The organism is Leisingera caerulea DSM 24564 (assembly GCF_000473325.1).
Taxonomy (GTDB): Bacteria; Pseudomonadota; Alphaproteobacteria; order Rhodobacterales; family Rhodobacteraceae; genus Leisingera; species Leisingera caerulea.
In genome coordinates, this window is sequence record NZ_KI421513.1 from 2,818,691 (window position 1) to 2,837,575 (window position 18,885).

General features: G+C 64.4%; 13 protein-coding genes. 8 read left to right on the forward strand and 5 right to left on the reverse strand.

The features are described 5' to 3' along the window. Positions 1–73 precede the first annotated feature (73 nt). Positions 74–1,465 (reverse strand): M20/M25/M40 family metallo-hydrolase, encoded by a 1,392-nt coding sequence (locus tag CAER_RS0120915; protein WP_027237207.1) that lies wholly within the window; start codon positions 1,463–1,465, stop codon positions 74–76. Positions 1,466–1,847: 382 nt separating this feature from the next. Here CAER_RS0120915 and hemA point away from each other — a divergent pair, with 382 nt between their 5' ends. The 3 genes from hemA to ispG all read left to right on the forward strand — a co-directional run bounded on the left by hemA (position 1,848) and on the right by ispG (position 5,639). Next, positions 1,848–3,083, forward strand: coding sequence for a 5-aminolevulinate synthase (gene hemA, locus CAER_RS0120920; RefSeq protein WP_051357821.1), 1,236 nt, complete (start codon positions 1,848–1,850; stop codon positions 3,081–3,083). A 128-nt stretch (positions 3,084–3,211) separates the two neighbouring features. Next, positions 3,212–4,417, forward strand: a complete 1,206-nt coding sequence (locus CAER_RS0120925) for a helix-turn-helix domain-containing protein (RefSeq protein ID WP_027237209.1) — start codon at positions 3,212–3,214, stop codon at positions 4,415–4,417. 100 nt (positions 4,418–4,517) lie between these two features. Continuing rightward, entirely contained in the window at positions 4,518–5,639 is a 1,122-nt protein-coding gene (ispG, locus tag CAER_RS0120930; protein WP_027237210.1) for a flavodoxin-dependent (E)-4-hydroxy-3-methylbut-2-enyl-diphosphate synthase, read from the forward strand. 77 nt (positions 5,640–5,716) lie between these two features. Here the strand turns inward: ispG and CAER_RS0120935 are convergent, their stop codons facing one another. Continuing rightward, the gene (locus CAER_RS0120935; protein WP_027237211.1) at positions 5,717–6,481 is read right to left on the reverse strand and encodes a DsbA family protein; all 765 of its coding nucleotides are present in this window, start codon (positions 6,479–6,481) and stop codon (positions 5,717–5,719) included. After that, entirely contained in the window at positions 6,478–7,833 is a 1,356-nt protein-coding gene (locus tag CAER_RS0120940; RefSeq protein ID WP_209320212.1) for a M48 family metalloprotease, read from the reverse strand. The genes CAER_RS0120935 and CAER_RS0120940 overlap by 4 nt, the downstream gene beginning before the upstream one ends. Before the next feature lie 22 nt (positions 7,834–7,855). On the opposite strand from CAER_RS0120940, the gene CAER_RS0120945 reads away from it, so the two are divergent. The 3 genes from CAER_RS0120945 (at position 7,856) to CAER_RS0120955 (ending at position 11,112) form a co-directional block, all read left to right on the forward strand. Then, positions 7,856–9,001 (forward strand): pyridoxal phosphate-dependent aminotransferase, encoded by a 1,146-nt coding sequence (locus CAER_RS0120945; protein WP_027237212.1) that lies wholly within the window; start codon positions 7,856–7,858, stop codon positions 8,999–9,001. A gap of 93 nt (positions 9,002–9,094) precedes the next feature. After that, on the forward strand, positions 9,095–10,312 hold the full coding sequence (locus tag CAER_RS0120950) for an N-acetylmuramoyl-L-alanine amidase (protein WP_027237213.1): 1,218 nt from the start codon (positions 9,095–9,097) through the stop codon (positions 10,310–10,312). An 8-nt stretch (positions 10,313–10,320) separates the two neighbouring features. After that, a complete protein-coding gene (locus CAER_RS0120955; RefSeq protein ID WP_027237214.1) occupies positions 10,321–11,112 on the forward strand; it encodes a phosphodiesterase in 792 nt (263 codons plus the stop codon). A 13-nt stretch (positions 11,113–11,125) separates the two neighbouring features. Here CAER_RS0120955 and CAER_RS0120960 read toward each other — a convergent pair whose 3' ends face one another. Beyond that, the gene (locus tag CAER_RS0120960; protein WP_027237215.1) at positions 11,126–12,529 is read right to left on the reverse strand and encodes a nucleotidyl cyclase domain-containing protein; all 1,404 of its coding nucleotides are present in this window, start codon (positions 12,527–12,529) and stop codon (positions 11,126–11,128) included. 328 nt (positions 12,530–12,857) lie between these two features. Here CAER_RS0120960 and CAER_RS0120965 point away from each other — a divergent pair, with 328 nt between their 5' ends. After that, positions 12,858–15,359 (forward strand): penicillin-binding protein 1A, encoded by a 2,502-nt coding sequence (locus tag CAER_RS0120965; RefSeq protein ID WP_027237216.1) that lies wholly within the window; start codon positions 12,858–12,860, stop codon positions 15,357–15,359. A gap of 8 nt (positions 15,360–15,367) precedes the next feature. Here the strand turns inward: CAER_RS0120965 and CAER_RS0120970 are convergent, their stop codons facing one another. Then, complete coding sequence (locus CAER_RS0120970) at positions 15,368–17,347, reverse strand: Hint domain-containing protein (RefSeq protein ID WP_027237217.1); 1,980 nt, start codon at positions 17,345–17,347, stop codon at positions 15,368–15,370. A gap of 233 nt (positions 17,348–17,580) precedes the next feature. On the opposite strand from CAER_RS0120970, the gene prfB reads away from it, so the two are divergent. Next, positions 17,581–18,708, forward strand: a complete 1,128-nt coding sequence (gene prfB / locus CAER_RS0120975; protein WP_027237218.1) for a peptide chain release factor 2 — start codon at positions 17,581–17,583, stop codon at positions 18,706–18,708. Positions 18,709–18,885 lie beyond the last annotated feature (177 nt).

The following is an 18,885-nucleotide window of genomic DNA, read 5'->3' on the forward strand; positions in this document are numbered from 1 at the left end:
GCTTCCATGCGCGCCCCCAGCCCGGAAGCTGCGGGACCGGGCGGCGCCCCGGAGAGCGTCCGCCTGGCGTCCGTTACTTGCGGGACAGGGCGTCCAGCACGCGGGCCCAGGAACGGATGCCCTTGTGGAAGCTCTTCAGGTCGTATTTCTCGTTCGGCGAATGGATGGCGTCGTCGTCATTGGCAAAGCCGATCAGCATCGCGTCCATGTCCAGGATCGACTTGAAGTAGCCGGCAATCGGGATTGAGCCGCCCATGCCGCAGAATACCGCCTCGCGCTGCCACTCGTCCGAAAGCGCGCCGCGGGCGGCCTCGAATTCAGGGCGGGAGATGTTCATAACCGAGGCGGGCGAGCCTTCCAGGTCGTTGTCCCAGCGCACCGAGGCATCCACCGGCAGGCGGTCCTCGACGTGCTTGCGGATCTTGCTGCGCAGCGCGTCCGGGTCCATGTCGCCGACCAGGCGGCAGGTGATCTTGCAGTGCGCCTCCGACGGAATCACGGTCTTGGAGCCCGCGCCGTTGTAGCCGCCCCAGAGGCCGTTCACCTCCAGCGTCGGGCGGGCCCATTGCTGTTCCAGGGTGGAATAGGCTTTTTCGCCGTGCGGGCGGGTGTAGCCGACCGAGTTCAGATACTCGGCCTCGTCAAAGCCGCAGTTCTGCCACTGGCGCAGCTGGTCTTCGGGCACCTCGTGCACGCCTTCATAGAAGCCTTCGACCGCGACGCGCCCGGTGTCATTGTCATAGAAGGAGGCGACGACTTCCGACAGCACCCGCAGCGGGTTCAGGCCGGGGCCGCCGTAGTGGCCGGAGTGCAGGTCGATGCGCGGGCCGATCACGGTGAACTCATCCTTGAGCATGCCGCGCAGCTGCGAGGAGATCGACGGCACCCCGCGCGACACCATCGAAGTGTCGCAGATCAGCGCGATGTCGGCTTTCAGCTCTTCGGCGTTGGCCTCCATGAAGGGGATCAGCGAGGGTGAGCCGGATTCCTCTTCGCCCTCGAAGAAGAAGGTGATGCGGCAGGGCAGGGAGCCGTTCACGTCCTTCCAGGCGCGGCAGGCCTCGACAAAGGTCATCAGCTGGCCCTTGTCATCCGACGCCCCGCGGCCGCGGATCACGGTGCCGTTCGGGGTGTCTTCCAGCTGCGGTTCAAACGGCGGCGTGTTCCACAGCTCCAGCGGATCGACCGGCTGCACATCATAATGGCCGTAAAACAGCACATGCGGGACATCGGTGTTGTCCTCGCCCACGTGGCCCACCACCATCGGATGGCCCGGGGTTGCGCGTTTCTCTGCCTTGACCCCGATAGAGTTCAGATCCGCGACCAGCCAGTCTGCTGCCTGATCGCACTCCGCCTTATAGGCCGGATCGGTGGAAATCGACTGGATCCGCAACAGCTCCATCAGCCGCTCTGTTGCGGCGTCCAGCTCTGCGTCGATCCGGTCCAGAACATCATTCAATGCCATTGTGCTCTCCTGTAATTCGGGGAGGCCCGGGGAAAGGCCGATTTGCCGCGGACCCTAGCAGTGCCCCGGGAGAGGGGCCAGAGGGGGCAGCGCAGGAATTCTGCGGTCTGGTCGCGGCCGCAGGTTTCCGATCCGGTGCAGCCGGGCGCGGAATCGGCGGCGCCTGCGACGCAAACGGCCACAGCTTGGCCGCTGCTGTCCTTGCCCGGCCTTTGATTAAGTTCTATTTGACCTGCATCAATGTTGCGCACCCTTGCCGGGGCGTATGCAGTTGATCAGAAGGGACGCCTGCGGTAACCATTCCTGAACGTGAATGTGGTCATACTGCCAGACGGCCGAGCCCTTTACACAGCCCGCGTGCTTTTGAGGAGCACAATTAGCTATGGAGATGCCGGTGGACTATACCGCGAAACTGGACGCTGCAATTGCCAGCCTGCACCAAGAGGGACGCTACCGGACCTTCATCGACATTGAGCGCAAGAAGGGCCATTTCCCGCATGCGGTCTGGACCCGCCCGGACGGCAGCCAGCAGGACATCACCGTCTGGTGCGGCAATGACTACCTTGGCATGGGCCAGAACCCGGTTGTGCTGCAGGCGATGCATGATGCCATCGATTCTACCGGCGCAGGCTCCGGCGGCACCCGCAACATCTCCGGCACCACGGTTTATCACAAGCAGCTGGAGGCCGAACTGGCCGACCTGCACGGCAAGGAAGCGGCGCTGCTGTTCACCTCTGCCTATATCGCCAACGATGCAACGCTGAGCACGCTGCCCAAGCTGTTCCCGGGGCTGATCATCTATTCCGACGCGCTGAACCATGCCTCGATGATCGAAGGCGTGCGCCGCAACGGCGGCGCCAAGCGTATCTTCCGCCACAATGACGTCGCCCATCTGCGCGAGCTGCTGGAGGCTGATGACCCTAGCGCGCCCAAGCTGATTGCCTTTGAATCGGTTTATTCGATGGACGGCGACTTTGGCCCGATTGCGGAAATCTGCGACCTCGCCGAGGAATTCGGCGCGCTCACCTATATCGACGAGGTGCACGCGGTCGGCATGTATGGCCCCCGCGGCGGCGGTGTGACCGAGCGTGATCAGCTGGCCCACCGGATCGACATCATCAACGGCACCCTCGCCAAGGCATACGGCGTGATGGGCGGCTATATCGCGGCGTCGGCCAAGATGTGCGACGCTATCCGCTCCTATGCGCCGGGCTTCATTTTCACCACCTCGCTGGCGCCTGCGGTGGCGGCAGGGGCGGCGGCCTCGGTTGCCTATCTGAAGGGCGCGCAGGACTTGCGCGACAAGCATCAGGACCAGGCCAAGGTGCTGAAACTGCGCCTCAAGGGGCTGGGCCTGCCGATCATCGACCACGGCAGCCACATCGTTCCGGTGATTGTCGGCAATCCGGTCCACACCAAGGTGCTGTCTGACCACCTGCTGGAGGACTACGGCATCTACGTGCAGCCGATCAACTTCCCCACCGTGCCGCGCGGCACCGAGCGGCTGCGCTTCACGCCGTCGCCCGTGCACGGTCCCAAGGAGATCGACGCGCTGGTCAAGGCAATGGACTCATTGTGGTCGCATTGTGCGCTGAATCGTGCCGAACTTGCCGGTTAACATACTGATCAGTGTAAATTAACACTGAGTGTGTTACGCTGCTGTCAACCAATGAGCGGATCTGAGTCGCGACTGTGATTCTTTCACCACTCTGAAACGAGGCGGCAGGCATTTATGGGACGGCAGGCATGATCGGGCGCTTCACCCAGCGCAAGCAGGAAGAGCATGGCGAAACAGCAGAGCCCAAGGGTTTTGATGATTTCGAGTTGAAGCTTGGCGACGTGATGCGCGGCGAACGGGCGACAATGGGCAAATCGCTGCTGGACGTCCAGCGCGAATTGCGGATCAAGGCCTCTTACATCGCTGCCATCGAAAATTCCGACCCTTCTGCGTTCGACACCCCCGGCTTCATCGCCGGATATGTCCGCTCCTACGCGCGCTACCTCAACATGGATGCCGAGCAGGCGTTCCAGGATTTCTGCCAGGAAAGCGGTTTTTCCGTGGCCCACGGCATGTCCGCCGAGGCGTCCAGCCGCACCAAGGCGGGCGCGGCGCCAGCCGCCAAGTCCACAGGCCTGGGCGGCGATGCCTTTGCCTCGCCGAACACGCCGTTCATTCCCGCCCCCAGCAGTTTCCTCAGCCAGATAGAACCGCGCGCGGTTGGCTCGCTGATGGTGCTGACAGCGCTGATCGGCGGCATCACCTATGGCGGCTGGGCTGTTCTGAAGGAGGTGCAGCAGGTGCAATTTGCGCCGGTGGATCAGACCCCGGCGGTGCTGGCGGATCTCGACCCGCTCAGCAGCGCGGTGCTGGACGTTGCCGAGGGCAGCCAGGACCCGGCGGCTGAGGCGCTGGATCGGCTTTACCGCCCGCAGGCGCTGGATGTGCCGGTACTGGTGGCGCGCGATGCGCCGATCTCGACCCTGGATCCCTCCACCATCGGCAACTTTGCCGCGCCGGAGCTGCCCAGCGTCGCCCTGGCCGAGGCCAGCATGAGCTATGAGGAAGACGCGCTGTCGCAGCCGGTGCCGCAGGTGGTGGCCGAAGCCGCGCCAGGCGTCGAAATGGTGGCGGTGCGTCCCTCATGGGTGCAGGTTACCGCGGCCGATGGCAGCGTGATCCTGGAAACCATCATGGACGCGGGCCAGCGCTTTGAGGTGCCGATGACCGAAGATGCGCCGCGCCTGCGCACAGGTGAAAGCAGCGCCATCTATTTTGCGGTGAACGGCGAGCATTTCGGCCCGGTGGGCGCGCGCGGCCAGGTCTCCAAGAACATCGAGCTGTCGATGGAGGCGATCACCGGCCGGTTTGAGCTGGCCGATCTGCAGGATGGCCGCAATGAGGCGCTGGCCACCCTGGTGGCGCAGCTGCAGACCGAACCGCCGGCCGAATAATATCCATCCGTTTCCTGTCCGGTCCGGGCACCTGCCATTGCAGGACGGCACTGCTGCGCGTATCTAGGCGCTAACAGGATCCAGCCGGGACACCAGCCATATGTCGATGAACCACATCCGCCCCTGGCGCCATATCGAGCGCCGCAAAAGCCGCCAGATCCATGTGGGCAACGTCCCCGTCGGCGGCGATGCCCCGATTGCGGTGCAAACGATGACCAACACGCCGACCACCGATGTGGCGGCGACGGTGGCACAGGTGCAGGCCGCGGCAGAGGCGGGTGCCGATCTGGTGCGGGTCTCGGTGCCGGATGAGGCGTCGTCGAAGGCGCTCAAGGAGATCGTGCGCGAAAGCCCGGTGCCGATCGTCGCCGACATCCATTTTCACTACAAACGCGGCATCGAAGCGGCGGAGGCGGGTGCTGCCTGCCTGCGCATCAACCCGGGCAACATCGGCGACGAAAAGCGCGTGGCAGAGGTGATCAGGGCCGCCCGCGACCACAGCTGCGCGATTCGCATCGGGGTGAATGCCGGCAGCCTGGAAAAGCACCTGCTGGACAAATACGGCGAACCCTGCCCCGAGGCGATGGTGGAGTCGGGCCTCGACCATATCCGCATCCTGCAGGACCACGACTTCCACGAATTCAAGATCTCTGTAAAAGCCTCTGACGTGTTCATGTCCGCTGCCGCCTACCAGCAGCTGGCAGAGTCGACGGACGCGCCGATCCACCTTGGCATCACCGAGGCGGGCGGCTTTGTGTCCGGCACGATCAAATCCGCCATTGGCCTTGGCCAGCTGTTGTGGATGGGCATCGGCGACACCCTGCGCGTCAGCCTCTCTGCCGATCCGGTGGAGGAGGTGAAGGTGGGCTTCGAGATCCTCAAATCCCTTGGCCTGCGCCATCGCGGCGTCAACATCATCTCTTGCCCCAGCTGCGCGCGGCAGGGGTTTGACGTGATCAAGACCGTGGAAACGCTGGAAGAGCGGCTGGCCCATATCCACACCCCGATGAGCCTCAGCATCATCGGCTGTGTGGTGAACGGCCCGGGCGAAGCGCTGATGACCGATGTGGGCTTCACCGGCGGCGGCGCGGGCTCCGGCATGGTCTATCTGGCGGGCAAGGCCAGCCACAAGATGTCCAACGAGCAGATGGTCGACCACATCGTTGAAGAGGTCGAGAAAAAGGCCGCCCAGATCGAGGCGGCCCAGGATGCGGCAGAGTAAGCATCCGTTCTTCATCTGGCTGTAAATATCCCGGGGTCCGAGGCAGCGCCCCGGTTCCTCCGGTTCAGCTCAAGGTATCAGCTCTGCTTTTCGCGGATCTCCGCGACCATGATTTCCATCTGGTCGGCGGGCAGGTAGCCGCGCAGCAGTTCGGTGCCCAGCACAAAGGTCGGGGTGCCGGAGATCGCCATCTTCTGGGCCAGCTCGCGGGTCTGGCGCAGTTCGGCGGTCACCTCCTCGCTGTCCATCCTGGCAAAAACCGCGTCTGCATCCAGCGACAGCCCCTCGGCCAGGCGGCGCAGCGCAACCTCATTCGGCTCGCCGCCAAAGGCGATCAGCGCATCATGCACCTGCTTGTAGGCGTCATCCCCGGCCACTTGCTTGGTTGCCACCGCAAAGCGTGAGGACAGCACCGAGGCTTCGCCGAGGATCGGGAATTCCTTGATTACCAGGCGGATATTGCCGTCGCTTTCCAGAAGCTTCTCCACTTCCGGCGCGGCACGGCGGCAGTAGCCGCAGCGGTAGTCCATGAACTCGACCAGGGTGATGTCGCCGTTGGGGTTGCCGCCGACCCAGGAATAGCCGTCGTTCTGCAGCTCCTCCAGGTTGTCGGCAACCAGGGTGTCATCGCGCGCGGCCTCTGCCTGCTGCTGGCGCTGTTCCAGCAGATCGACCGCCTCCAGGATCAGTTCCGGGTTGTCCAGGATGTATTCGCGGACCTGCTCGCCAAAGGCCTCGCGCTCGGCATCGGACATGGCGCTGATGTCAAAGGCCTGCGCCGGAGCGCCCAGCAGGGCAAGGGCCGTGGCTGCCGCGGTAGCGGTGCGGGTGAAAAGGGTCATTTTCTTCTCTTTCTCTTCTGAGCTTGTTCATAGGCCACTAGCACATCCTGCGCCCGCCGCGCGGCGGGGGATCCTGCTGGCAGCTGGGCCACTGCCCGTTTTGCGTGAATGCCGGCGTCATCCAGACGCCCCTGCAAGGCATAGCGTTCGGCGGTGACCAGTGCGGCCATGCCGGTCTGCCCGGTCTTGGCATAGGCCAGCGACATGTCGCGCAGCAGCACCGGGTTGCGGAAGTCAATGGCGCGGGCGCGCTCCATGGATTTGAGCGCCGCCTTGGGCTGGCCCGCGGCCAGCTGGGCGCGCCCGTAGCCGGTCAGGATCAGCGCGTCCCTGGGGGCCAGGCTGACGGCCTTGCCATAGGCGGCGAGCGCTGCGTTCCACTGGCGGTTTTCGATCAGGATCTGGCCCTTCAGCTCATGATAAAAGGGGTCGGACGGCCGCACGGACAGCGCGCCGTTCACCGCCTTCAGAGCTTTCTTGAGGTTGTTCTGCCGGTGGTAAGCGGCTGCCTCGCGTATCAGGCGGACGTCCTTGTACTGTTCCTCGCGCACCCGGCGCAGGGTCCATTTCGGCGCCCGGGTAAAGGCCGACAGCTTGCCGCGCACCCTGGCAAACCAGTACTGGGCCTCGGGGCTGGCCTGGCCCTTGTCGCCATGCGCTGCCAGATACGCTTGGGCGGCGCGGATGCGGTCGCGGCTGAGCGGGTGGGAGCGGGTATAGGGATCCTGGCTGCGTGTGCTCAGCACTTCCTGGCCGGCGAAGGCCTTGTGGAGGTCGACCAGGCCCTGCGGGCTGATCCCTGCGCGGTTCAGGTAATCGGCGGCGGAGCGGTCGGCGGAGCTTTCCTCAGCCCGGGTGTGGGCCAGGAAGCTGCGCAGGGCGGAATTCTGGGTGCCGATGGCGATGCCCCCCGCCGCCTCGCCGGCCCCGGCTGCGGCTGCCAGTACTGACAGCGCCAGGCCCAGCCCCGCGGCGCTGTTGGCAGAGCGCAGGTTCTGCATCCGCCGCGCCAGGTGGCCATTGGTGATATGGGCAGCCTCATGGGCGATTACCGCCTGCAGCATCTCCGGGCTGGTGACCTTGAGGATCAGACCGTAATGCACGAAAATCGTTCGGGAATCCAAAACAAAGGCGTTGAAGGAGGAGTCGTTGACCAGCAGGATCCGCATCCGGTTGGCGTTCAGCCCGGCAGCCCGGAAAACGGGGGCGGCCAGCCGGTTCAGCCCGTGTTCGATATCCGGGTCCCGCAGCAGCGAAATTGACGCTGCCTGCGCCGCCGCCGCAAACTGAAGCAGCGCGCAAACCACAAGAGCCGGGATTGACGCCAGCCGGAAGAAACGGTCAAAACTCATGCGCGCACCATGGGAGATCAGAATGCGAAACTCAAGCCGCTCCAGTGTTGATCCGTTTATTGTGATGGATGTGATGGAGGCCGCCCGCAAAGCCGAAGAGGGCGGGCGCCACATCATTCATATGGAGGTCGGGCAGCCCTCGACCGGGGCGCCCGCAGGGGCGCTGAGGGCGCTGGGGAATGCGCTGGAAAACAATGCGTTGGGGTATACCGTTGCGCTTGGCCTGCCGGAGCTGCGCAAGCGAATCGCGCAGCTGTACGGCGACTGGTACAATGTCGACCTGAACCCGGAGCGGGTGATCGTGACGCCGGGCTCCTCCGGCGCGTTTCTACTCAGCTTCACGGCGCTGTTCGACAGCGGCGACCGGGTCGGCATCGGCGCGCCGGGTTATCCGTCGTACCGGCAGATCCTCAAGGCGCTGGGGCTGACCCCGGTGGACATCCAGACCGCACCGGAAAACCGGCTGCAGCCGGTGGCGGCGGACCTCAAGGGGCAGAAACTGGCGGGCCTGATGGTGGCTTCGCCCGCCAACCCCACCGGCACCATGCTGGACCGTGCGGCGATGGGCTCGCTGATCAATGCGGCCCAGGCAGAGGGCGCCAGCTTCATCTCCGACGAGATTTATCACGGGCTGGAGTATGAGGCGAAGGCGGTGACCGCGCTGGAGCTGACGGATGAGTGCTACGTCATCAACTCCTTCTCCAAGTTCTTCTCCATGACCGGCTGGCGGGTCGGCTGGATGGTGGTGCCCGAGGATCATGTCCGGGTGGTGGAGCGGATTGCCCAGAACATGTTCATCTGCGCGCCGCACGCCAGCCAGGTGGCGGCGCTGGCCGCACTTGATTGCGAAGACGAGATGCGGGAGAACCTGGCGGTCTATGCAAGGAACCGCCAGCTGATGCTGGAAGGGCTGCCCAAGGCCGGTTTCACAAAAATCGCGCCGCCGGATGGTGCGTTTTACGTCTATGCCGATGTCTCGGACCTGACGGATGACAGCCGCAGCTTTGCCGCGGAAATCCTTGAAAAGGCTGGCGTTGCGGTGACGCCGGGGCTGGACTTCGACCCTGTCCGCGGCGCCACAACGCTGCGGTTCTCTTATGCGCGCTCCACCGCGGATATCGAGGAGGGGCTGGCGCGGCTAGCGCTTTACATGGCGTCCAGGGACTGAGCCGGGGATAACTGCAGAAGGCGGATTTCCAAGCCTGCGCAAATTGCCTAGTCTGCCCGGCAAAAGGCCAGCAAGGCCGGGCAAGAGGCGCGCATGGGCAGACTGTTTTCATTTTCCGCACTGATTTGGCTGCTGGCCGCGGCCGCCTGGGCGCAAGGATTCAGCGGCCTGGCCCGTATCGACGCAGAGGCCAGCCAGGTGCGCGATGCCGGGCAGGGGGCGGAGGTGTCGCTGGGCCTTAGCCAGGGGGTGCCGTACCGGCTGTTCACCCTGGACGGTCCGCCGCGGCTGGTGCTGGATTTTCAGGAGGTCGACTGGACCGGGCTGACGGCGGACAAGCTGGTGCAGGGCGAACAGGTTACCGCTGCGCAGTTCGGCACCTACGTGCCCGGCTGGTCCCGGCTGGTGCTGCAATTGGCGCAGCCGATGAAGGTCTCCGCGGCTGCGATGGCAGTGGATCAGGTGACGGCGGCGGCCCGGCTGGCGGTGTCGCTGGAGCCAGCCACAGCGCAGGAGTTTGCCGCCAGCGCCGGCGCCCCGCAGGATCCGCGCTGGGACCTGCCGGCGCCGGAGGAGATGCAGGGCAGGGCCGCGCGGGACGAAAACGCGCCGCTTCTGGTGATGCTGGATCCGGGCCATGGCGGCATTGATCCGGGGGCGGAGACAGAGGTTGTCGTCGAGAAGCACCTGATGCTGCAATTCGCCCGCGAGCTGGGCGAGGCGCTGCTGCGCTCTGGCCAGTTCACGGTGATGATGACGCGCGACGATGACTATTTCGTCTCGCTGGAGCGGCGCATCGCGATGGCGCATCAGGCCGGCGCCGATGTTTTCATTTCGCTGCATGCTGACACGATCTCGGAGGGCCGCGCACATGGCTCCACCGTTTACACGCTGTCCAAGGAGGCCTCGGATGCGGCCTCGGCCAAACTGGCGGAGCGGCATCTGCGCGGCGATTTGCTGTCGGGCACCGACCTGAGCCAGGCCGACGACCGGGTGACCAGCGTGATGCTGGATCTGGCCCGGCAGGAAACCCAGCCGCGCAGCGATGCGCTGGCGGCGGCGCTGATCGACGGGCTGCGGGCGCAAGGAAAGCCGATCAACAACCGGCCGCTGCGCTCTGCCGGGTTTTCGGTGCTGAAATCGGCGGACATCCCGTCAGTGCTGGTGGAGATCGGTTTTTTGTCCAGCAAGCGCGACCTGAAGAACCTGGTGGATGCGGACTGGCGCGCCAAGGCCGCGCGGGGCATCCTGAACGGGCTGATCACCTGGCGCGCCCAGGATGACGCCCGCCGCGCGCTGGTGCGGAAGTAGCCGCTGCCATGAAACTCATCTGGATGTCCGACCTGCATTTCGAGGCAGAGGGGCTTGTCCAGGGCCACGACCCGCGGCTGCGGCTGCAAGCCGCCGTGGGCTATATCGCCGAGCACCACGCCGATGCGGCGGCCTGCCTGATCACTGGCGACCTGGTCGAAACCGGATCAGAGAGGAATTACAAGCGGTTGAGAGAGGCTCTTAGCGGCCTGCCGATGCCGGTTCTGCCGTTGGCCGGCAACCACGACGACAGGCGCGTGTTGCGGGACGTGCTGCTTTTGCCGGACAGCGCGATGCCCGGCTTTGTCCAGTACCGGGCGGATTTTGAGGATCTTTCGGTGCTGTGCCTCGATACGCTGATCCCTGGCCAGGCGGCAGGCAACCTGTGCCAAGAGCGCATGGGATGGCTGGCAGCGGAACTGGCTGCGCTGGAGGGACGGCCCGCCATCGTGGCGATGCACCACCCGCCAGTTAAACTGGGCCTGCCGATGCTGGACGCGGACAATCTGCAGAACGGGAACGAGCTTTTGGATTTGCTGGCGGGCTTTCCCAACGTGCTGCATCTGCTGGCAGGTCATGTGCACCGGCTCTGCTCCGGAACCGCGCGGGGTATTCCCTTTTCCACGGCAAAGTCGGTGCTCTATCAGGCGCCGCCGCCGCAGCCGGAGTGGGACTGGTCCAGTTGCCGGCCCGCGGCCGAAGCGCCGGCACTGACGGTTCTGGAGCGCACTGAAACCGGCCTGACCCTGCAGCAGTGTCAGTTCTGCGATTACACCCTGGCAGCAGCCGGCGCGGCCTAGAAGCAGGCTGGCCCTAGCCGGCTTTGGCTTCGGCCTTGGCCAGCGCCTTTTCGATCTCGCGTTCCAGCTCCTGCTTGTGCGGGGCCAGGATGTCATTGGCGGCCTTTGCCATCAGCCCCTGCTTTTCCAGCCCGGCAGCGATACAGTCCATCAGCTGCCCCTCGGCCTTGCTTTTCTCCATGCAGGAGCTGACGATTTTCTCCAGCGCGGTCATGTGATTGGTCAAGGCCTTGGCAATGGCCCGGCCAGTGAAAAACTTATGAGCCATCCGCAGGACGGTTTGCAGCGCGATTTCGGCGCCGATCTTGCGCGGGATGGCGGTGAAGCGGCCCAGGATGATCTCAATCTCCTTGCCGCCCCAGCGGGCCGCGGTGCTCCACAAATATTTGTTGATCCAGCGGGAATTGACCATCCGGCTGGCCAGCCGCTCGCCAACCCCCTTCATGACAAGCTGACCGGCCTTTGCGCCCAGCCAGCCCGAGAATCCGCCCGCCACCGCGGCAAAGGTGACGCGCTTGAAGGAGCCGGCCACGCCACCGGCCTTGACCCATCGCCCCTTGAGAATGACACCGTTGGCGATCTCCTGGACGGTGTTCTTGCTGGCGGCGACAGCGGCGCCCGCGGTGGCGGGGTTCACCCCGTTGGTGACCAGGATCAGCTGCACGATGTCGGCGGCACCGTCGCGCAGGTCGACCGAGATCTCCTCGCAGATCTTGGCGCTTTGACCCAGCTCCTTGGACAGCATGTTCAGATCCAACGCCACCGCGTCGAGCAGGATCTTGGTCTTTTTCATCTGCTTGAACGATTCCAGCAGGCTTTTCTTGTTCTTGCCATAGGTCATGTCCACCAGCTTGCCGACGGCAGCGTCGGCCTTCTTCAGCGACTTCGCCGGGCGGTCGATGTCCGCATTCGGGGTGACCATCTTCACGAAGAAGGTCCAGAACCCCTTTTGCATCTCGCGGTACTGGTCCTGGTAATTCCGCAGCGTGCTCATGAACGCCAGGGTTTCGGTGTGCAGGCGGCTTTGTATCGCGTCTACGGCGTCGCCCATGTCGTCCTCGGTGAACCAGTGGGTCTTGCCGCGCCATTTCAATTCATAGACCTTGCCCTTGGCGGGCAGCGGCCTGCCGCCCTGCGCTTTGGCGAACTGTTCGGCGACCTTGACCGGGGAACTGTCCAGCATCTTGAAGGTCTTGGAGCCGGGTTCGACCAGGCTGGTCACCTTGGTCTTCACCACCTGCTGCTGAAACTGGCCGATGGCGAGGATTGTCGGCTGGCCCACTTTGCCGTTGGTGGGCACCCGCTTGTAACCGACAGTCGCCGCGTGTTCGTTGAGCATCTTCTGCACCTGCACAACGTCCTTGGGGTCGTTCACGGCAGTCTTGCCGCCGCCGACCGGAGCTCCGAGTTTGGCCATAGCAGTCTCCTCCACCTTTCGGGCTGCCGGGTAATACCTGAAACGGGCACATGCCGCTGCTGGCGGGCGGGGAATGGGGAGGCAGGCCGAGGCGGCGGTTGCGTGCACGTGCGTTCAGCCTGCCCGCCGCTTGCGCCGGTCCGCGGCAAGCATTGGGAAAATCGGGCAGCCGCTGTTAGTATTGTTTGGTCAGGATACATCAGGGACGGCGCAAAACCAATTCTCCGGGCGGCAGGTTTCAGAACAGCACACTTTCGCCGCTGCATGCTTTGACCCCGGACACCGCCGCGCCTATATAGGCGGCACCTCGCGAGAAAGGCCAAACCCCGTGATCAGGTTCATACTCTCCTTCTTCGGCTCCATTTTCAGCACCATCACCCTTGGCGTGGCGATGGTGGCGCTGACCATCGGGGCGGTGTTCTGGATCTACGGGCGCGACCTGCCGAGCCATGAATCGCTGGCCCAGTACCAGCCCGCGACGATCAGCCGGATCTATTCGGGCGAGGGCTTTCTGATCGACGAGTTTGCCAAGGAACGCCGCCTGTTCACCCCGTCGCATGAGATTCCGGACCTGGTGAAACAGGCCTTCATTTCTGCCGAGGATAAGAACTTCTACAGCCATTCCGGCTATGACGCCCGCGGTATCGCCGCTGCCGCGATTGAGGCGGTGCGCTCGCGCGGGGAGAATGTGCGGGGCGCCTCGACCATCACCCAGCAGGTGATGAAGAACTTCCTGCTGTCCGGCGACCGCCGGGCCGAGCGCAAGATCAAGGAGATCATCCTCGCCACCCGGCTGGAGGAAACGCTCGACAAGGAACGGATTCTTGAGCTGTATCTGAACGAAATCTTCCTGGGCCAGAACTCCTATGGCGTGACCGCCGCGGCGCAGACTTATTTCAACAAAACGCTGAGCGACCTGGCCCCGCACGAGGCGGCGACGCTGGCCGCGATGCCCAAGGCGCCGTCGGACTACCACCCGGTGCGCCAGAAGGACCGGCTGCTGGCGCGGCGCAACTACGTGCTGCGGGAAATGCGCGAGAACGGTTATATCTCCGCCGACGTCTACGAGGTGGAGGTCGCGCAGCCGCTGCGGTCGGTGCAGAACGGCGATTTCGAGGCGTTCCGCACCGCGCTGCCGCCGCGGGACTATTTCACTGATGAAATCCGCCGCCAGCTGACCCAGGACTTTGGCGAGGGCGAATTCTTCACCGGCGGCTTCACCGTGCGCGCGACCCTTGACCACGAAATGCAGGCCGAAGCGGCGCTGGCACTGCGCGGCGGGCTGGAAAAATACGACCGCTCGCGCGGGAAATGGCGCGGCACCGGCGTGCAGCTGGAGGAGGCCCAGCTGGCGGACGAGACCACCTGGCGCGCCGCGCTGGCAGATGCCGATGTCCCGCGCGATATTGTTTTGGGCGGCAGGTGGCATCCGGCAGTGGTGCTGGAGGTCGGCAGCGAGTCGATGACCGTGGGTGTCGAGAAAAGCAAGGGCACCGGGTCGGTGCCGCGTTCCGATATCAAGTGGATGAAGGGCAGCTTTGCCGACAATTTCACCCGCGGCGACGTGGTGCTGGTCCGGGCCGAGAAGAAGGACGGCGAATTCAGCCATTGGTCGCTGCGGCAGGTGCCGGAAGTGCAGGGCGGCTTTGTCGCGATGGACGTGAACACGGGCCGGGTTCTGGCGATGCAGGGCGGCTTCTCCTACCAGCACTCGGTGTTCAACCGCGCCACCCAGGCTCTGCGCCAGCCGGGCTCCAGCTTTAAGCCGTTTGTCTATGCAGCGGCGCTGGACAGCGGTTACAGCCCAGCGACAATCGTGGTCGACGCCCCGATCGAGATCAACACGCCGCAAGGCCTGTGGCGGCCCAAGAACTCCAGCAACAAGTTCTACGGCCCCACGCCGCTGCGGACCGGGATCGAGATGAGCCGGAACCTGATGACCATCCGCCTTGCGCAAGAGGTGGGGATGCCGGTGGTTGCGGGCTATGCCGAACGCTTTGGCGTTTATGACAACATGGGCGCCTTCCTGGCCAACTCGCTGGGCTCGGAGGAGACCACGCTTTACAAGATGGTCGCGGCCTATGCGATGTTCGCCAATGGCGGCGAGCGGGTGCAGCCGACGCTGGTGGACCGGGTGCAGGACCGCTTCGGGCGCACCATCTACCGCCATGACGACCGCGACTGCGTGGATTGTTCCGACCCGTCGCTGGCTGCAGGGCAGGCGCCGCGGATCGTCACCGACCGCGAGCGGGTGATGGACCCGGTCACCGCTTACCAGCTGACCTCGATGATGAAGGGCGTGGTGGACCGCGGCACCGCCTCCAGTGTGATCAACCTGCCGGTGCCCACTGCTGGCAAGACCGGCACCACCAACGATTCGCGCGATGTCTGGTTTGTCGGCTTCACCTCCAACATTGTGGCGGGCTGCTACATGGGCTTTGACCAGCCCCGCCCGATGGGCCGCGGCGCCTATGGCGGCACCATGTGCGGCCCGGTGTTCCAGCAGTTCATGACCAAAGCGGTGGAGAAGTTCGGCGGCGGCCCGTTTGAGGTGCCGGAAGGCGGCCACTTCATCAAGATCGACCGCTATACCGGCAACCGGCTGCCGGATGATGCCTCTGGCCCGTATGTGGTCGCGGAGTACTTCCGGGATGGCGCGGAGCCGATCTTCGGCCTGACCTATGACGGCGGCTTTGCCATGGGGTCCAACCTGCCGCTGGTCGAGGAGGTGCAGCAGTCCGGCCGCAAGGTCACCACCTCCAGCGGCGGCACTGCGGTGCTGGGGCCCAAGGCCACTTTCGGCACTGTCAGTTCAGGCGGCCTGTACTAGGCGCCCGGCTACGCCCCCAGCAGCACAGCCTCGTGGCGCGTCACGCACTGGCGCGCCGTGGCGCCATAGGTGCCGGGGCACCAGCGCAAATCCGGCATGATCCTGAACAGCTCCTCCCGCACTGGCGCGTCCAGGGCCGACATCGCCTGGCTGCCGGGGTGGAAGCTTTCGGTCGGTGCGCCTTCGGCATAGATGATCTCGTGCCGGTCAAACAGCAGATGCACATAGGTCACCATGCCGCCGGGCTGCTGGCGGATGCTGCTGCCGTTGACCAGATGCAGGGCGGACACCAGCACCTCTTGCGCACCGCACAGCAGTGCGGCGGTTGACCCGGTGTAAAGCATCCGGTGCTGCGGCGAGACCAGCAGGTCGCGTTCCGCCCCGAACAGGCCCGCCGGAATGCGTACCGGCGCCAGATTGCCCTCCGCCGGAACGGTGGAGCAGCTGATCCAGCGCACCGGCTGCAGCCCGTTGTCACGCGTCACCACCTGATCGCCCGGCTGCAGGGTTTCGATGGCGCGCAGGCCCGCCGCGGTGGCAATCCTGGTGCCGGCGGAGTAGCAGATGATGTTTTCAATGCCGGAAAAGCTGACCACGCTGCCATCCAAGAGCGTCGCCGTGCCGGTCAGGCTGCCGCCGGTGTTGTCGGTGATGTTGAGCGAGCCCTTGTCCAGCTGCCCGTTGAAATCCAGCGTGTCGCCGGTTGTCTGACCGTCGTCGCCGCCCGTGATGGTGATATTGTTGCTGCCGCTGTCGCCGGTGTCGACGATGGTGAAGTAGTCGTCGCCGTCGCCGCCGGTGGCGGAATCGCCTTCACCCGCGATGAGGCTGTCATTTCCGGCGCCGCCCTCCAGCGTGTCGGCGCCGCTGCCGCCCGCCAGCGTGTCATCGCCGCCCTGCCCATAGATCACATCGTCCCCGGCGCCGCCGGAAATGCTGTCGTTGCCGTCCACGGGCGTTTCCGGCGGCACCGTGAAGGTGATGTTCGAGACCGTGTAGTCAGAGCCGTCAGTGCCGTCGGTCTGCAGATTGGCAGAGAGCACCAGCTGGTCGAATTCCCCGTAGCCGCTGATATTGACCGTGCCGGCGCCGGTGCCTGCGGTATCCTCGGTGAAATCGCCCTGGGCGACCAGAACCCCGTCCTTGTAGATCGCCCAATGGCCCTCTTCACCGAACCCGTCGGTATACAGGTGATTGTAAGAGAAGCTGGCTTCGGTGGTGTTCTGGTCGAAATCTACGATCAGTTCCTCGGAGATGCCTGAGGCCTTGTCATAGCCGATCTGGGCGTCGATGCCGCTGTCTGAATCCGAAATCGCCCCGGCAACACCAAAGGCGCCGTCGTAATAGTCGATATTGGCTGCACTTGCGTTTCCGGCCAGGTCCTTGGCAGTAACGGTGAAACCGCTGCTGGTATCGGTGACGTTAGAGTCGTCGATGTGCTGCTGCGAGTCGCCCAGCCCCGCCTCAGTGCTGCTGTCGCCATAGATCGTGTCGTCGCCGCTGCCGCCCTCAAGGCTGTCGCCGCCCGCGCCGCCCAGCACCAGGTCATTGTCCGCACCGGCATCCACCGTGTCGTCGCCCGCGCCGGCCTCCACCGTGTCCTGGTTGCCGGAGGCGCCGCCGCCGCTGCCGTTGTCGATCTGGTCGCCATCGCTGTCGGTGTAGCTGCTGTCGATCGTGTCGGCGCCGCTGGTCCCCTCAACCGGGCCATCCATGTCGGTGTAGGCGGGCGGGTTGTCTGCGCTGGCCGAACTGAAGGTGTCGGGCGGGCCGTAGTCCGGCACAAAGTAGACATTGCCGTCTGCGGCCAGGTAATAGACCCCCGGCTCAATCTCATCGGTGTAGGGCGTGCCGCCATCCGACCCTGTCCAGCTCCAGTTGCCGGCGCCCAGGTTCTGATCCGTGGTAAAGGAGGAGTAGGTGGACGTGATCGTATCACCGTGATCGAGTGATCCGTCTCCAAGCTGGACAAGATATCCGCTAGGCATACTTCAGGTCCCCAGGTCCAGTCGCGGCTGCGCGCAGAAAACATTACAGGAACATGATTAACCGGACGGCGTTAAGGCTGCGTTTTGGCAAGCCTGATTCTGTGTCGCATTTTAGGAGGTTTTTCTGCAGCACCTTCGGCGGCGGCGCGGGGCGTGGCGGCTTGCCCGCGGCGCAAGGGTGGTTTATCACGCAGGCCTGACCTGAGATTGCCCGGATATTGCAAGGATACCCCATGCGCGCGGAAACCCAGAACATCGTGGCGGAGATCGAAAAGTCGCTGGAGCTGCTGGCCCAGCGGATGAATTGGGAAACCGCCGAATTCCGCCTGGAGGAATTCAACGCACGGGTCGAGGATCCGAACCTGTGGGACGACCCGGAGGCGGCGCAAAAACTGATGCGCGAGCGCCAGGCGCTGGTGGATTCCATTAATACTTACAAGGGCATCCAGCAGGATCTTTCCGACAATATCGAGCTCATCGAGCTGGGCGAGATGGAGGAGGATGATGAGGTCGTCAAGGATGCCGAGGCGGCGCTGGGAACGCTCAAGGAAAAGGCCGCCGAGAAGGAGCTGGAAGCGCTTCTGGACGGTGAGGCCGACGCCAACGACACTTTCCTGGAGATCAATGCAGGCGCCGGCGGCACCGAAAGCTGCGACTGGGCGTCGATGCTGGCGCGGATGTATGTCCGCTGGGCCGAGAAGAAGGGCTACAAGGTCGAACTGCAGTCCGAAAGCGCGGGCGACGAGGCAGGCATCAAATCCGCCGCCTACAAGATTTCCGGCCACAATGCCTATGGCTGGCTGAAGTCCGAGAGCGGCGTGCACCGGCTGGTGCGGATTTCCCCCTATGACTCGGCGGCCAAGCGGCACACCTCGTTCAGCTCTGTCTGGGTCTATCCGGTGGTGGACGACAATATCGAGATCGACGTGAACCCGTCCGATATCCGTGTCGACACCTACCGCTCCTCGGGCGCGGGCGGCCAGCACGTGAACACCACCGACTCGGCGGTGCGGATCACCCACATCCCGACCGGCATCGTGGTGACCTCGTCCGAGAAGTCGCAGCACCAGAACCGCGATATCGCCATGAAGGCGCTGAAATCGCGCCTGTACCAGCAGGAGCTAGACCGCCGCAACGCCGAGATCAACGCCGCGCATGAAGCCAAGGGCGATGCCGGCTGGGGCAACCAGATCCGTTCGTATGTGTTGCAGCCCTATCAGATGGTGAAGGACCTGCGCACGGGGCACGAGACCTCGGACACCAAGGGCGTGCTGGACGGCGATCTGGACGGCTTCATGGCTGCAACGCTGGCTATGAACGTCTCGGGCAAGAGCCGTTCCGAGGCCCAGGGCGAGGACTGATCCCCGCCGCCGGTCTGCCCTGGCGGCAGCGGCACGCAGCAGCTGCTGAGAGAATTGCAAACTCCAGCCGTATCAGCCGGAGTTTTTCCATTTCTGACGCCGCATGCAAGCTATCGAAATCGCCACCTTGCCCGTCCGGGCCGGACGCTTTTTGCTGGATATGCCAAGGTTGGTGTT

What these genes read in the sequence shown, in the direction of transcription:
- hemA (WP_051357821.1), top strand. Translation starts at nt 1,848, where the DNA reads ATGGAGATGCCGGTGGACTATACCGCGAAACTGGACGCTGCAATTGCC.
- prfB (WP_027237218.1), top strand. Translation starts at nt 17,581, where the DNA reads ATGCGCGCGGAAACCCAGAACATCGTGGCGGAGATCGAAAAGTCGCTG.
- CAER_RS0120945 (WP_027237212.1), top strand. Translation starts at nt 7,856, where the DNA reads ATGCGAAACTCAAGCCGCTCCAGTGTTGATCCGTTTATTGTGATGGAT.
- CAER_RS0120955 (WP_027237214.1), top strand. Translation starts at nt 10,321, where the DNA reads ATGAAACTCATCTGGATGTCCGACCTGCATTTCGAGGCAGAGGGGCTT.
- CAER_RS0120925 (WP_027237209.1), top strand. Translation starts at nt 3,212, where the DNA reads ATGATCGGGCGCTTCACCCAGCGCAAGCAGGAAGAGCATGGCGAAACA.
- CAER_RS0120960 (WP_027237215.1), bottom strand. Translation starts at nt 12,529, where the DNA reads ATGGCCAAACTCGGAGCTCCGGTCGGCGGCGGCAAGACTGCCGTGAAC.
- CAER_RS0120915 (WP_027237207.1), bottom strand. Translation starts at nt 1,465, where the DNA reads ATGGCATTGAATGATGTTCTGGACCGGATCGACGCAGAGCTGGACGCC.
- CAER_RS0120950 (WP_027237213.1), top strand. Translation starts at nt 9,095, where the DNA reads ATGGGCAGACTGTTTTCATTTTCCGCACTGATTTGGCTGCTGGCCGCG.
- CAER_RS0120970 (WP_027237217.1), bottom strand. Translation starts at nt 17,347, where the DNA reads ATGCCTAGCGGATATCTTGTCCAGCTTGGAGACGGATCACTCGATCAC.
- ispG (WP_027237210.1), top strand. Translation starts at nt 4,518, where the DNA reads ATGTCGATGAACCACATCCGCCCCTGGCGCCATATCGAGCGCCGCAAA.
- CAER_RS0120940 (WP_209320212.1), bottom strand. Translation starts at nt 7,833, where the DNA reads ATGAGTTTTGACCGTTTCTTCCGGCTGGCGTCAATCCCGGCTCTTGTG.
- CAER_RS0120935 (WP_027237211.1), bottom strand. Translation starts at nt 6,481, where the DNA reads ATGACCCTTTTCACCCGCACCGCTACCGCGGCAGCCACGGCCCTTGCC.